The sequence below is a fragment of the Alteromonas sp. KUL17 genome, from assembly GCF_006538305.1.
Classification (GTDB): domain Bacteria; phylum Pseudomonadota; class Gammaproteobacteria; order Enterobacterales; family Alteromonadaceae; genus Alteromonas; species Alteromonas macleodii.
Genome location: NZ_BJKJ01000004.1, coordinates 242601 through 258023, shown reverse-complemented (window position 1 = coordinate 258023; position 15423 = coordinate 242601). Strand labels below are relative to the sequence as shown.

Genomic DNA, 15423 nt, shown 5'->3' with positions numbered 1-15423 from the left:
AACGAGGTGCTTTTTTATCAATTAAAATTGATAGGAAGCGCCAACGATAAAGTTTCGACCACTCGTTGAATATGATTGCGTTCTATTGTCTTGAAATTGACGGATACGTTCATCGGTTAAGTTATTACCTTCAAACGTAATTTGAAATGACTCACTTACGTTATAGAATGCTTTAAAGTCGAGAAACGTTGTGTCATCAAAGCCTTCAACTATATTTTGGCTAGCACCTTCTCCAGTTATGTATTCATCGCGATATGCAAGCGATGTTCTTACCCCCCATCTTTCAGTCTCGTAAAATACGGTCACATTGTAAGCAAGTTCAGATAGACCCGGCGGTGTAACTTTAAACGCTTCGCCCTCATTGAACAGCGTCGTTTCACCGTCAGCAAACGTGACATTGGTAGCAACGCCCATATTTTTTAACGCGCCGGGAAGGAATGTTAAGTCTGCTTGGAAGGCAATCTCTATACCTCGTACTTTTGCACTGTCGCCGTTAATAGGTTGGTTAACTGTAAATTCAGTTTGCGCATTTACCCTTGGGTCAAAGTCTAAAAACGATAATGGGTAACCTGTTTCAGAGTAAGGCATGGTATTCGACTGCTCTACAATAAAAGAGTCCATATCTTTATAAAAAGCGCCCACAGATACGCGTAAACTCTCAGCATAATACTCTAACGAGGTATCAATTGAATCGGCAACGAAACGCTCTAGGTTTGGATTGCCCGAAGAAATGAATGTGTCTGCAACGCCAACCTGACCGGCCGCTCGTAGTTGGTTGAGAGAAGGGCGAGAAATATTCCTGTTAGCGCTAAATCGAGCTACCCATTGATCGCTTATATCAAGGGCTAAATTTAATGAAGGCAAAAAGTCATCATAAGAATTGTCGAACACCACTTCGTCTAACCCTTCGCCAGTATTTACTTCGCCTGTCGATGTTTGCTCGGTTTGATACCATCTCACGCCTAGGTTACCGCGCAATACCATATCTCCAATTTCTCGGTTGAAGTTGTATTTGGTATAAAGCGCTAGCGTTTCCTCTTCGATATCGTAAACCGTGCCCGGACGATTAAATGTTGAGTCTAACTCTCTAGAAATTCTCCCTGTGGCTTCGAGTAAGTCGAAGGTTGCAGTATTATTTGCAATAGCATAGGGGCGAAGAATAGGTATCGTGGTTAACTGGAAAACCGCAGCGGGATCAGTTTCGTCATCCTCCCAATCTTCGCGGTCTCTTCTTTCATAGCCAGAAGATTCGTAGTTTTTAAATTGAACTCCAAAATCTATTGAGTCTCCTGACGCTAGCATATAGTGCCAATCTGAAGACATAATATTGAAACTGTTTTCAATGTTGTCTTCACGCACATCAGAGCGCATAAGCATCCATTCATCAAAGTCTGAAATATCAAAGTCGTAAGTGTTTTGACCGTATGGTGAGTTGCGCCAGTCTACTGAGAAAGCATGTCCAGTCGCTTCTGCAAAAATTTTGTCGTGAATGGGTTGATCAAAATTTGAATTAGAACGACCAAACATCAACGTGGACAATAAATTATCGGTAACTTCAAATTCTCCGTTGAGCGAGACTTGGTAAAAGTCAGTTTCACCGTAGCTTACTTTAGATTCAGTGCGTAAATCTAAATTCTCAAAAGATGCAAAAACTAAGTCGTCTTCTTGAATAGCGGCATCTACGAGTAATTGTTCACCCGTCACGTCGCCAGTAAAGGCATTTGTACCTGCAGTAGATATCTGGTTTTCAATACGGTCATTTGAAAGCTGCCCATATAGCCCATCAAGTGACCACAGTGTTGTAGGAGAAGCTTGCCATTGAAGTGAGCCGGTTATACCCAAACGTTCACGCTCGTTAAACCACGATGCAATATTATTGGCTCGTGGTATGAACACCCTTTCGTTTCCCTCGGCATTGATGAGACGGTCAGCAATATTGTCGTCGACGGAAGAGGCAACATTATCTTGACCAAAGCTAGCCTGACGCCATGACCAAACGTGATATCCACGTTCAATAGTATCAACTTTTGAATAAGCCGCTGAAATCAGCGCGCCAACGTCGCCCCACGTATTGGACAATAAACCTGCAAATCGAGGGCCTGTGTTGTCGGCGAGATCGTTATGAATGGCTTTCGCCGTAATTGCACCTTTGAATCCATCGTAGTCAAATGGCTGGGCTGTATGTAAATCAACAGTACCTGCTATTCCCCCTTCATCTAAGCTTGCCTCATAAGATTTGTGCACATCTATACGATTAAAAAGCTCAGATGCAAAAACACTAAAGTCAAAGTTTCGTGTTCGAGAGGCACTGCCTCGTTGGTCAATGCCTGAATCAGTGGTGAAAAGTGCCTCCATTCCGTTTACCCGTGTACGAGTGAAGTTGGGCCCAAGCCCTCTGAGCGCTATTTGGCGCCCTTCGCCAGAATCACGAGAAATGGTAACCCCTGAAATGCGTTGCAACGACTCAGCTAAGTTCAAGTCTGGGAAATTAGCAATATCTTCAGCTAATATACTTTCTGTTACGTTGTCTGACGCTTTTTTCAGCGCAGCACTTTCTTTTAAACTAGAGCGGTAGCCTTTTACTTCAATTTTTTCAATGTCATTGACTGTAGAATGTGTCTCTGATGCTTGTGTGGTTGCACAAGGTAAAGTGGTCAGTCCAAAAAACATTGCTAAGGTAATTTTATTTATCTTTGTTGCCAGTCTCACTTTTCTATCCTCTTTGAATGTGAATACAAAACTGGCTACAAGACAAACCTCGTAAACGTAGTTTTCACACTAAGCGCAACGATCATAAAAGTTTCATAAAAGCTGGAGATTCATAAACGTGCTCAGTCAAATACCATTTGAAAGCGGCGTGTAAAGTACGCCATATCAGATTGTAAAGTGAACGCCTAGAAGATAGGTTGTTCCCGATTGTGTATACACCAATTGCCGCTTTGCTGTAGGGCTTGAAAACAGATCAATAGGGGAGTTTGTTAGATTCAGAATATCGAATGAAATTTTACACGAAGCGGTTACATTGACATAGAATCCAGCGTCTATGATTAGCTGCTGATCAATGCCGTTAAACTGGTTGACGTTATCTGTCTGAGTTAAGTAGCCATCTCTGTATTGAAAAGCTACTCGCCCTCCAAGATATGTTTGTTCAGTATAGAGCGTCACGTTCGCAGTATGTTTTGACAAGTTTAACAAGGGAGCACGGATAGTTTCGTTATCAACGAGGTACGACGTTTCACCGTGGGAATAGGTGTAGTTAGTCAGGATGCCGGTTTGGTGTAAAAATTCGTATTTCAATGAAACTTCAGCACCTTTTATAACACCACCTTCGCCATTTACTGGTTGAGAAAGGGCAAAAAGTTCGCCTTCCCGATCTTCGGTTAGTAAATGTGCCGGCAGTCCAAGTTGGTCAAAAGGCAAAAGTTGGGTTTGTTCAGTGATGTAAGAGTCCATTGACTTATAAAAAAGCGCAATGCCCAAAAAATTATTATTTGAAAAATAAAATTCACTAGCCATATCGACAGTGTCTGCAACAAAGGGGCGAAGTGAAGGGTTACCTTTAATAATACGATTATCGGGAACGCTAACGTTGGTAGTAATACGTAAATCATCGATTGTTGGTAGCGATAAATTACGACTAAAACTAGTTCTTAGCGTGACGGTATCGGATATATCCCAAGCAAGATTGATAGTAGGCAGAAAAATGGTGAAGGTGTTATCCACCGCTTGTGTTTTTGCTTGGTCTTCTAAGCTTGCTTGAACACTTTTCAGATGAACGAACCTCACACCAGCTTCAGAACGAAATAATGGTCCGTTGTAGCTGTGGGCTAAGAAAGATGCGTGAGTGCGTTCATCGACGGAAAAAGCGGTACCTAGTCTGTTTGTTTGTGCCGTAAGCTGCCGAGAAAAAATTTGGTTAGATAGACGCCCGTGAAATGAATGGTCCAGAACGTGAGTAAATGTTTCATCAACATTGGCAACAAGAAAATCAGTGCTGTTTGGATGCGAGTGAATGCTACTGTTAAAAGCAAGGTTACGTGTATTTAAATTTCTTATATCATCTCTTCGCTCATATCCGTCTGAAGAAAAGCGTCTGCCTTGATAGCCAAAAGTGATATCGTTTTTTTCATTAAGCAACCAGTCAAATGAAAGTTTGAATTCCTGAGAACGGTTAGTTTGTAAGTCTTCACGTACATCAACTCTATGTAGCGCCCAAACAGATGAGTTGGTCAACGGTACATCGTGTTCAATGCGTGGGAGTGTCGCTGAGTTTCGATAGTCGACACGATAACCTATATTAGATGCTTGAAGAAAGACCTTATCGTGTAAAGGGCTTTCAAAGGTAGATTGTGACAACCCCAAAAGCGCGGTCACGCGCATATTGTCAAACAAAGTATCGCTAGCGTCGAGTGTAGCACTTAGAAATTTAACATTTGCGTTAGATAACTTCGATTCGCTTCTTACATTAGATGAACGGTACTCTGCGTAATCTAAGGTATTGTAATTGTCGATGTTGAAATCTATAAGGTCCGTTTCATTTTGGTGTACTAAGTTAAACTCAGTATCGTCACTGTTCAATGATGAAAAAATGGCATTAAGATTTATCTCTCCATTGCTTTTATTCCTCCACTGTAGGGAAGAGGTCGCACCGAACTTGCGTTGATTTCTTTCAACATGAGTAAGCGAGGATACGGATGGTGCAATTACAACCCCCGCTCCGTCAATGTAACTCTCTCGCCAACCCCAATCTCTGAAGCCCGTTTCTATGTTGTTACTTTCACTATAAGCTGCTGAAAATAGGGCGCCAAAACGTTCAGTTCTTGTCGTTGCTAGAAATGATACTTTTGGCAACAGTTCACGAGATATCGAATTGAACGTCGTTTGTAAGTTAAAAGCTTCATGCTCACCGTCATAGTCAAAGGGACGCGGCGTAGATAAGTTAATGGTACCGGCAACGCCGCCTTCATCTTCTAACGCTGAGTATGTTTTGCTCACGTCTATTTTACTAAACAAATCCGCTGAAAAAATATTGAAGTCAAAATTGCGAGAGCGAGTGGCAGAGCCTCGATGGTCAAATACTGAGTTAAACGTCGCAAGGGACGCGATGCCGTTGACTTTGACTTTTACGAAGTTGGGGCCTAACCCTCGAAGGCCGAGCTGCCGTGTTTCTCCGTTATCACGCTCTGCCACTATGCCGGGAAGTCGCTGGATTGCATCGCCTAAGTTTCGTTCCGGAAAGTCCGCGATATCTTCCGAAAAGATCGTGTCTTTCTGCACAATGCTATTGCGTTTTTGAGACTGTGAAGCAAGTAAGCTATCTCTGTAGCCACGAACGATGATATGACCAGTTGGGTTTGTTAAAGGACCTTTATCTTGCGTTAATTTTACATTGTGTTTCCGTTTCAAAGGATGTTTTGGTAGCAGTATTACAGTGCTGCTTTCTATCTTTGCATGTATATTGGTGTTTTGTAGTATTTGATTAAGAGCATGGTTAATAGTAAACATTCCCTTCAACGCTTCTGAATCAATATTAGGAATGATGTTTGCGTCAGCAATTAGTGAGAAATCAGCCTGCTGAGCTAGTTGATAGAGAGCGCTTTTTAAAGACTGTTCTTCGATGTTTAGGTCAAAGATCTTGCTGTCGTTATTGTTTTGCGCACCGTGAAGATGCAAAGCGAAGGCCGATAAAGTTAAAAAGAGAACTAAACGCAGCATAATCCATTGTTAGCGAGGCGAAAATACTTGAATTCGCTACGCTAACATTAGTTTATGACAGGTATGTGTAAGACGAAGAATGTCTATTCACGGCCTGGTTGTTGAACAAGAACGGTTCTATCTGCCGTTTCTTGAGTGTAGATATTATGTGAAATTGCTAGCCCATTTAGAAAGGAATCGATATTTTGAATGTCGAATGACGCATCTATTTTTATTTTTGTTGACACGCTATTTCCCACGTAAAGCTTTTTCTCACGATACCTATTTAAATCAGAAATGATTTCGTTTAGCGGTGCATCTTCGTAAATGAATCTACCGTTGATCCAGCTCAATGCTGTTTTTTCATCGAAAGTTGATATTTCTGACATTGTTCTGCCGGCAAGTTCAACGTTTATCTGTTTTCCATTAGAGATTTTGATAAAGCGCTGTATTTCTTGGTGTGTATCTCCTACTGCGACCGTCCCCTCAGTAACTGAAATCTGAATGTCATCGTCCATTTTCACCTGGAATGCTGTGCCTACCGCTCGTGTGTAAATGCCTTTCGAATAGACTGTAAAAGGCCTTGTTTTATCTGGGCTAACTTGAAAATGCGCGGTGCCACTAAGTAGAACTATATTTCTCTGATTGGAAGTGAAGTCGACATCAAGTTGGCTATTGCCACTCAAGGTCACCACAGAACCATCCGCAAGCGGCAGAGTTTTGTTACCTTCAAAAGTAGACGATATTCGGTAGGTGTGATTTTTACCACTATCAAAAGGGAAGTCTACAAATGATAAAAAACACACTATCAGCATGGCTGCGGCAGACAGAGTTGTATAGAAAAAGCTAACGTTTTTCGTTTTATGGCCGTCGGTGAGCGTAGTTTTATTAAAAATAAGTGAGTCGCAGTTACCTGTGTCTTGCCATAGTAAAGCCACCTTTTCAAATGCTACACGATGGGTTTCAGAAGCGTTCAACCAGACTTCAAGTTCATGTTTGCCGTCTACGTCCAACTCATTACTGTTTAATTTTACAAACCACTCGGTTGCTATAAGTTCGATAGTTGTGGGTGTCTGAGAATAGTCAACTTGCATTACTGCTCTCCTTCTGTTTGAGCTTGCTGTAAAGTAAAGAGCGCCGCGCAAAGTTGCCTAGATATATCAGCAAGACTATAGTTCAAATCATTGGAAATTTGTTTATAGGTATGTCCAAGAATCCGACTGCGGATGAAAATTTCTCTTTGCTTACTTGGCAGTCTCTCTACCGCATTATTTAGCGCCATAAGCTCTTTTCTGTTCTCAGTAATTTTCTCCGGACTTAAAAGGTCAAATTCTCTTTCTTCAATTGACGTTTTTTCACAAATAAAGCGTTGTACTCGCTTAACTCGTTCAAGTTCATTAAGTGTATAGTTCACAGCCATTTTATAAATGTAGGCTTTAGGGTTTTCAATTTGTGTAAGATTCTCTAGTTGACTGAATTTGGTAAATACATTTTGTACAACATCTTCGGGTTCTGGTGGGCCCAGCCCATAATTTTTTTGCAAGTATTTCATTAAGTTAGCAGCGTGTGAAAGGTAAAGTTCATTGATTAATTCCGAGCTTTTTGTGCGCTTTTGCTTATTCTTTTTTTGAGGTTTTAAGAAGATCAGCTTGTCGATACTAGTGGAAAACATGTTAACAGCCCTGTTTCTTGCTTTGTTTTACTCCAAGACAAATATTCATTCCTTTTTTTTCAAATAAATTGTCAGGTTATATTTCTTTCTGAAATAAGGCAGAGAGAAATGCGTAATGTGCAAGTAAATTGAATAGAGGTCGCTATGGTTATGCGCGATGAGTATGAAGCTTTTATGAAATATGCCTTTTCATTGAGAAATTTTGTTGTCCCACTTGTTTGATTAGATAGGTTGCTGCCAAGCATACCAACTTTAATGAACACACTATCTGAAAAGGAACCCTCTATGTTCGCCCGAATGTTTTTTTGATTTTAGTTTTATTGCATATAACCCCTTTTTTTGCGCATGCTCAGATGCTTAATGTAGACGTTGACAAAGCAATAAAGGAGGTGGGACAAAGCTGCAAAAATTTTTCTCTTGATACTGAAAGTGATCATGCATTTGAAATTAACGATCACCACCAATCACTGACGCAAAGTCATGTTTTTTCTGATGGAAGTATTTTAACTTTTATGAGCCATTCGGAGACAGGCGATGGTGATTACGGTCAAATTCTTGTGTTTAAGGGAAGTGCCAGTCAAATAGACGGGTTAGGTCTACCTAGAAACAATGTTCGTCTTGCTCTTAACAGAAAAATTAGAATTACCGAGCAGCACCCGTCTGGTATCGCTTGGTTAAAGATGCCTTCTTCCATCAACCGAGATGCTGGAATACTCGTCGTTGCATCTGAAAATGAGAAAAAGGTCAGATTCCATGCATTTGATAGCACTTCATATAGAGGTGAAATAGCAACGCTATTGCAAAACGAACTCGATCAAATTACGGATGTATGGCTGATGCAAGACAGCACCGATACTTGGTTAATTACGCATAATATGAATAGAGGCGAGGGAGTTGCTTATAGAAGCACCACTTCAGCACTGTTTCAACAAGGTACTCACAACGAAGGCCATTTGAATGTAGAAGCGTTTACGTTAATTAACCATTACCAGTCGCCGTTAGACACTGGCTGTGGCAAAAGCCTCGGTCAAAACGCAATACTAACTAAAGACAAGTCAGGGAGCTGGTTTGTTATTCATTTATTCACTGGCAACGGTATTTGCGGTGCCAACAACGGAGACAATATCTTACAAGCTTTCAGGGTGTCAGTTTCAAAAGAAGGAGGCTTTCAAATCTATAGAAATACTCCTCTAGCTGCCAATGCCATTTTAGGCTCTACTTCAACGCCTTTTAGCGCAGGGGCCGATGGTGCGGCAGGTTTGTTTGTTGATAGCACTGGAGGCTTAGTCGCCCTGCTTGGAGCACAATATGCCACTTTAGATTGGTTTGATTGGCAGACTAGCGTTAAAGTGTGCAGCGCTTCATTTTAGTAACGTTGGTCAATTTTTGTAGTTTAGCATTTTAGGGGGCTTCGGCGGCGTAAAAAAGCGCTGAATATTCGCCGGCACCCTCTATTCCAAGGTATTAACATGAAGAACATTCTATTCATTTTATATTGTCTTTTATTCTTTTCTTGTTGTAAGAGTTTCGCCACTGATGTGACTACTGTTGCGGTCATTGCTGATTGTCAATTTGCTGATAAAGAACCCGCTGGAACTCGTCTTTACAGAAGTTGTTTGTCAAAGTTAGACAGCGCTGTGCAACAAATAAATAATAGCGAAGCCGTTGCAGCATTTCATTTAGGTGACTTCATTGATGAAGGTTTCAGCAACCTACAGTCGTTAAATTCTGTCACTAAACAAAGTTCAATTCCGTTTTATCATGTGCTCGGTAATCATGACTTTTCGGTTGAAGATAAGTATAAGCGTGAAGTTCCCAAAGCATTAGGCTTGCCTTCTCGTTATTACGATTTTGTGATTGGCGAATGGCGATTTGTTGTAGTTGACGGTAATGATATAAGTCATTATGGCTGGCCACGAGGTAGCAAACAACATGCGCTTTCTCAGAAGCTGATCAGTGAAAAGTATTCTGACCTTCCACATTGGAATGGTGGTCTTGGAGAAAAGCAGCTTGAATGGCTTGTTGCAGTTTTGACCGAAGCTGACCATAACAAAGAAAACGTCATCATTCTTAGTCACTTCCCAATTTTTCCATTCGACAGACACTTGTTATGGAATCACCAGCAAGTCATGGAAGTGATAACGAAGTTTCCTAACGTAAAAGCTTGGTTTAACGGACACAATCACGAGGGAGATTATGCCTATAAAAATGGCGTTCACTTCATAACATTCAGCGCTATGTTAGATACCGAGCGAACCGCTTTTAGTTTTGTAACGCTTTCCGATTCTTTTATTGAAGTCATCGGAGTGGGTAAACAGCGCAGTATGAAGTTGGCACTCTAAGACGCATATGCCTAAACGTAGTTTTCTTATACAAAGAAATAAATTTGAAAAAGGCGACCAAATTTAACATGGCGTAGTTAGCTAGATTGTCGTTTCACTAATGTTGGGCGGAAATTACGAGTACGTGCTTTGCCTTTTTCTATTCGATACACGATTTCGTTCAACATTTGGTTAAATGGATATTGTACGGTGGTTAGCTTTGGGTAGCTTAAGGTTGATATCATATGATTACCAAAGCCAACTACTGTAGTCTCGTAGGGAATTCTGAGCCCCATTGTTTTAAGTGCATTGATAACACCATAGGCTGCAAAGTCGTTTTCAGCAATGATGAAGTCAGCCCTTCTGAATAAAGCATCATTTTCCTTAACTAAATCGAAAGCACTGTCTATGTCACACTTTGTTAAAGACAAGGTTTCAACTTCCAACGGCCCTTTATAATTGCTAAGTGTTCCAATGATCCCAGAAAAGCGCTGAGCGCTGGCATGATTGAACGTTGCTGAGTAGACAACTATCCCGAAGCGTCCGCCATTTTTCAGCGCTTCTCTCGCTTGGAGTACACCGGCTTCTAAATGATCAAAGTTAACGCGCTGGAAGGACGACGAAGTCAATTGACGGTCAATACAGTAAAGATAGGGCAATTTTTTCACCCAGCGATTAAGCGTTTGCGCAGAGCATCTAGAGTGGCACAACACAATACCGGGGCATCCAAGTGCATCTAGTTCTTCAATTCGCGCTTTTTCTTCTTCCTCTGAGTGCGCTGTTTGTGCCAAGTAAGGTGGGAGTGGGGTACCTGTATTGGCTTGACTTAAACCGTTGAACTCATGACAGTCAAACGAGAAGTGGGGATAAATGATACCTATTGATGAAGAGCGATTTTTTACAAGATCTCTAGCATACGTATTCGGTTTAAAATTCAAACTATCTATTAACTGTTGAATTTTAGTTTTAGTCGCGCCTTTTACTTTTCCATTTTCATTGATAACCCGCGAAACTGTCGCGATAGAAACATTTGCTAGTTTCGCTATGTCTTTGATAGTTACAGGCTGGGTGATCATAAACTTATACCTTTCAAAAGCACCAACCATTTAAAAGAGCGCAAAAATGGCATATCCAATTATTCAACGAGCGCTAATGAAACAAAATTCAGCGCTAGCATTTTGTCCATTTACATTGATATAAAAATCGTATTTATCCGAGTTTAAACATAATATGTTATAAAATATATAATGTTTTGTGGAAATGTTAAAGACGATTCTTTGATTACACCAGACGCCCCATTCTTTAATATAAGCAATGTATGAGGTGTACTCGATTGAATTGACATTATTCGTAACGTCACGCTGAGTTATAAAAAGAAAACGTTAACAAAACGTTTATATTTAGGTTGCAGAAATCTTTCATTAAACATAATATGTTTGCATTAATAGGATATGTTAGTTGAGGAAGTTGTGAGATTACCCATTAGATTTAGCTCATCGAGCGCGAATGTTTCTTTTTTCGCCCTCGTCGCCGCATTCGGTGGCTTCGTATTCGGGTTAGATGCAGCAAATATATCAGGGGCGCTTAGGTTTGTAAGCGCAGAGTTTGAACTGGACTCGATTCAACAAGGTACGCTCGTAGGCTGTGCACTTCTTGGGGTTATTCTGGCGCTCTTCTTTACAGGTTCTCTGTGTGAAAAGTTTGGAAGAGCAAGAGTATTGCTCGCTATCGGTTTTACGTACTCCCTATCATCTCTATTGTCTGCATTTGCGGTAAGTTACGAAATGCTTCTTATGGGCCGCTTTATAGGCGGTGTGGCGTTCGCATCAATCACGGTTTCTGCCATGTACATTGGAGAAATTGCGCCTGCCCACCAGCGAGGCAAGTTTGTATCAATAAATCAGTTCATGATTGGTCTCGGGTTGCTATGTGCCTTTGTGATTAACTATTTTCTTGTTAAATCGCTTTCTACTTCCACTTGGTTAACCAACGACAATATTTGGCGCGTTATGCTGGGCGCCGAACTGATCGCCAACGCGATTTGGATTGCCCTTATCTTGTGTATTCCTGAATCGCCTCGATGGCTGGCTAAAAAGGGAAGAGATAAGGAAGCTTTGTTTGTTTTTGACATTATTGATTCTGGTGAAAAAGCCGCGGTTCTTTTAGAAGACGTTAAGCGCTCACTTACCAACAATAGTGAACTAGACACCTTTTCGCAACTTAAAACGTTGTTTAGCCCAGGGCTGCGTTTCGTTGTGTTTATCGCTGTTGCATACGCTTTCGTTCAAGGAGCAACAGGTATGAATGCAGTGCTGTTTTTTGCGCCTATGGTGTTTGAGCAAATCGGTATGAGCGTCGAAGATACTTTCATGCAAACTATTTCTACAGGAGCAGTAGGGCTTGCGGCAACCCTTGTTGCTATTGGGTTTGTCGAAAAGCTTGGTAGAAGGACACTCACCATAGCGGGTCTTTTACTCGTAGTGGTTGCTCACGGTTCTACCTTCTTAGGATTTAAGCAAGCGAGCTACGAATTTAATGAAGCTGCTATGGCAGAGCTAACAACCCATTTTGAGCAAAATGCGCTGGCCGTAACCTCGTTAGCGCCATTTGCTGGTAAAAGTTTCGATAGTGATGTGGAGTTGAAAACTGAACTGTCAAAACACTTCGATAAAAAGACACTGCCATTGGTAAGTGGCGCAATCATCGAAAAAACGATCATCGGTGTTAATGCACCACTGGTCTTGTTCGGTATTTTTGCGTTTCTTGCTGCATTTAACTTATCGATAGGGCCGATAATGTGGGTGATGTTCTCTGAGATATTCCCAAATAAAGTACGCAGTGTAGCGCTTCCTTTCGCCGCACTCATTCAAACTGTTTCATCGTGGTCAATTCAGCAGTTCTTCCCATGGCAGTTAGACAACATGGGCGTAGCAAACATATTTTTACTCTACGCCGGTATCGGGCTATTTGGGTTAATAGTTATGTATCTTTATTTACCTGAGACAAAGGGAAAAACCATAGAGGCACTAGAACTTGAGCTAACTAATCAAAACGCGTTGGGGGCTAAGTAATTATTATGGATAACGACATATCCACGTTTGTTGTCGACTGGGGCACAAGTAACTTCCGGCTTTTTGGATTAGATAGCAAAGGTGTATTAGTTGATACCATAGAGGCGCCTATGGGCCTTCTACAAATAAAAGACGGTAAATTCGCTGAAGCATTAGAGCCTAAATTAAAAGCCATGGCATCGAGTTATCAACATATCCCAGTGCTAATGGCAGGGATGGTTGGCTCTGCGTCGGGATGGAAAGAAGTGCCTTATGTTGCAGCACCCGCATCTGTTTCTGATGTTGCGCATAGCGCAGTGTGTTTTGAACTACCCTGGGGAGCGCGGGCTAGAATTTTACCTGGAGTAAGTTATAGGTCGGCTGAACTTTATTGCGACGTTATGCGTGGTGAGGAGGTTCAGGTGTTTGGATTACCTCTAATAACTGATTCAGACAATATGCATATTGTACTGCCAGGTACACATAGTAAACATGTCGATATTAAAAGCGGAGCCATTTCGAGCTTTTCGACTTATTTTACAGGCGAACTTTTCGCATTGCTAAGTCATTATTCATCGGTTAAACCCCCTTTGCCGGCTCAGGAAATTGTTGATGAAAATGCCTTTCTAAAGGGAGTTAAGCGGACGGCAAACGGCGCATTGCTTAACGATATTTTTTCTGCCCGAGCGCTCAGGTTATTTGGTGAACTCGCCGATCACGAGGTGGCGGATTACCTGTCTGGAATTTTAATTGGTAATGAATTACACAGTTCAACGCACAGAAATATCTATTTAGTCGGCGGTGAAGCATTGTGTGCTCGCTATGAGTTAGCTGCCAAAGAATTACAAATAGAGACGTACACGTTTTCTGGGAACACCTGTTTTTTAAATGGTATCGCAAGAATTATCAAGGAGATTGAAAATGAGCAGTGATAAGCGCGCTGAACTACCTCTCATAGCTATTTTGCGGGGCGTAACACCTCAGACAATCCTGGATGTCGCTAGCGTACTAGTAACAGCAGGGTTTACCAAAATAGAGGTTCCTTTGAATAGTCCTAATGCGCTGGAGAGCATACGTTTGCTCGTAAAAGAGTATGGTACCAAGAACTTCGAATTGGGCGCAGGTACAGTAACCAGATTAGATTTGGCTGAACAAGTTTTAGAAACGGGAGCGAACCTTGTGGTAACGCCGAACTGCAATGTAGATGTTATTAAAACAGCTGTCGATGCGGGGTGTGTTGCCTATCCTGGTGTAGTAACTCCTACAGAAGCATTCAACGCGGTGCATGCAGGCGCAACCAATTTAAAGCTATTCCCAATCTCTATGGTGGGCGTAGGGGGGATGAGCGCTATGAAAAGTGTGTTACCACCAGATATTGCGTTGTTTCCCGTGGGCGGTATTGACGCCACTTCAGAATCAATGACTCCCTATTTGAACAAGGGGGCTAAAGGTTTTGGGTTAGGTTCGCAGCTCTACAAGCCTTCTATGTCTTTAGATGAAATAAGTGAGAAAGCAGACGCGTTTGTTAAAACATATAAAGCAGTAATAGGCGAATAAGGCCAGCTTGCTCTCGGCTTAATTACGTTTCCTTTCGCCAGCGCATATTTACTACAGTGAGTTACGATAATAGGCTTGGTGTTTTCGGCAGTTTAATATAATGTTGAGTAAATATACGCATCATATTGTAGAGGTCTAGAGTAGCGGCGGTAAGTATACTGGTCTATTGGCCTACCAATATAAGCTGGCTCATACTCATCTGATGACTTAAAGAACCCAGCCGGATAGCGTGATCCGTCTAAAGGTGTTATGATTTAAATTATCATATGTTTAATGTAATCGGATTCGATTAAATGAATGAATTAGTTTATTACGACTTAAAACGTGCTGCCAAAATGACGCCAAGCTTGTCTGTGCAAGTGGCGAAAGAAATTGGCCGTCGTATCGTCGCTGGCTCACTAGAGCCAGGCACCTTGTTAGAAGAGGAAAACTCTTTAGCAGAGCGCTATCAGGTTAGCCGTGTAGTTATTCGTGACGCGGTAAAGATTCTGGTCGGTAAAGGGCTTCTGGATGTCAGACGGGGTATAGGTACTAAAGTTCGTCCCCGTAGCGAGTGGATATTGTTAGATGATGATGTGCTTGCCTGGCATATCACAGCACCACCTAATGAACACTTCATTAGTCAATTGATGGATGTAAGGTTAGCGTTTGAGCCTAAGGCTGCGCGTTGGGCTGCAGAACGTGCTGATCCTGAAGCACTTAAAGAAATCGAAGATGCTGTTATTCGTATGGAGCAAGAGTCGGGCTCGCTAGAAAAGTTTATTGTTGCCGATGCTTTATTCCACCAAGCCGTATTGCGGGCAGCACACAATGAATTTTTGACCTCTATGGAAGGTATGATTTACTCTGCACTTCTAGTCAGTGTTCGTATAACCAATCAAGATCCGCGAAAAAATAGCGACTCCGTTAAATTTCATCGAGACGTTTATGAAATGATAGCGAATGGAGATGGTGTGGGAGCTGAGACACTTACAGCAAAACTTCTTAATGATGCTATTAGAAGGCTCAAAGAAGCCTTTGGCGATAACTTCAGACAACAATAAATACATTCTTATTTTAGTCAGTGCCTGCTATAGCAGTCACTGGCTTCCTTACATTCTTTTACTGCTTATTTAAAAGGTCTTTATGT

At 41.6% G+C, this 15423-nt stretch carries 11 protein-coding genes; 6 read left to right on the top strand and 5 right to left on the bottom strand.

Annotated elements, in window-relative coordinates; all coding sequences use genetic code 11:
- Positions 1 to 21 precede the first annotated feature (21 nt).
- From KUL49_RS05820 to KUL49_RS05805, 4 genes are all read right to left on the bottom strand, one after another.
- On the bottom strand, positions 22 to 2709 hold the full coding sequence (locus KUL49_RS05820; RefSeq protein ID WP_242633736.1) for a TonB-dependent receptor: 2688 nt from the start codon (positions 2707 to 2709) through the stop codon (positions 22 to 24).
- A 165-nt stretch (positions 2710 to 2874) separates the two neighbouring features.
- Positions 2875 to 5715, bottom strand: coding sequence for a TonB-dependent receptor (locus KUL49_RS05815; RefSeq protein WP_131136625.1), 2841 nt, complete (start codon positions 5713 to 5715; stop codon positions 2875 to 2877).
- A gap of 83 nt (positions 5716 to 5798) precedes the next feature.
- A complete protein-coding gene (locus KUL49_RS05810; RefSeq protein WP_131136624.1) occupies positions 5799 to 6788 on the bottom strand; it encodes a FecR domain-containing protein in 990 nt (329 codons plus the stop codon).
- Positions 6788 to 7366 carry an RNA polymerase sigma factor gene (locus KUL49_RS05805; RefSeq protein WP_131136623.1) on the bottom strand — a complete coding sequence of 193 codons (579 nt, stop codon included), beginning with the start codon at positions 7364 to 7366 and terminating at the stop codon, positions 6788 to 6790. The genes KUL49_RS05810 and KUL49_RS05805 overlap by 1 nt, the downstream gene beginning before the upstream one ends.
- A 353-nt stretch (positions 7367 to 7719) precedes the next feature.
- Between KUL49_RS05805 and KUL49_RS05800 the strand changes: the two genes are divergently transcribed.
- Both KUL49_RS05800 and KUL49_RS05795 read left to right on the top strand, forming a co-directional pair.
- Entirely contained in the window at positions 7720 to 8736 is a 1017-nt protein-coding gene (locus tag KUL49_RS05800; RefSeq protein WP_131136622.1) for a hypothetical protein, read from the top strand.
- Between the two features lie 99 nt (positions 8737 to 8835).
- Positions 8836 to 9708, top strand: a complete 873-nt coding sequence (locus KUL49_RS05795; protein WP_131136621.1) for a metallophosphoesterase — start codon at positions 8836 to 8838, stop codon at positions 9706 to 9708.
- 77 nt (positions 9709 to 9785) lie between these two features.
- Here KUL49_RS05795 and KUL49_RS05790 read toward each other — a convergent pair whose 3' ends face one another.
- Entirely contained in the window at positions 9786 to 10763 is a 978-nt protein-coding gene (locus KUL49_RS05790) for a LacI family DNA-binding transcriptional regulator (protein ID WP_165477878.1), read from the bottom strand.
- 393 nt (positions 10764 to 11156) lie between these two features.
- On the opposite strand from KUL49_RS05790, the gene KUL49_RS05785 reads away from it, so the two are divergent.
- The 4 genes from KUL49_RS05785 (at position 11157) to KUL49_RS05770 (ending at position 15337) form a co-directional block, all read left to right on the top strand.
- Positions 11157 to 12758 (top strand): MFS transporter, encoded by a 1602-nt coding sequence (locus KUL49_RS05785; protein ID WP_242633735.1) that lies wholly within the window; start codon positions 11157 to 11159, stop codon positions 12756 to 12758.
- A gap of 5 nt (positions 12759 to 12763) precedes the next feature.
- Positions 12764 to 13669, top strand: a complete 906-nt coding sequence (locus KUL49_RS05780; protein WP_131136618.1) for a 2-dehydro-3-deoxygalactonokinase — start codon at positions 12764 to 12766, stop codon at positions 13667 to 13669.
- Entirely contained in the window at positions 13659 to 14294 is a 636-nt protein-coding gene (locus KUL49_RS05775) for a 2-dehydro-3-deoxy-6-phosphogalactonate aldolase (protein ID WP_207308451.1), read from the top strand. Before KUL49_RS05780 ends, KUL49_RS05775 begins: the two co-directional genes overlap by 11 nt.
- A gap of 293 nt (positions 14295 to 14587) precedes the next feature.
- Positions 14588 to 15337 carry a FadR/GntR family transcriptional regulator gene (locus KUL49_RS05770; protein WP_131136616.1) on the top strand — a complete coding sequence of 250 codons (750 nt, stop codon included), beginning with the start codon at positions 14588 to 14590 and terminating at the stop codon, positions 15335 to 15337.
- Positions 15338 to 15423: the final 86 nt, after the last annotated feature.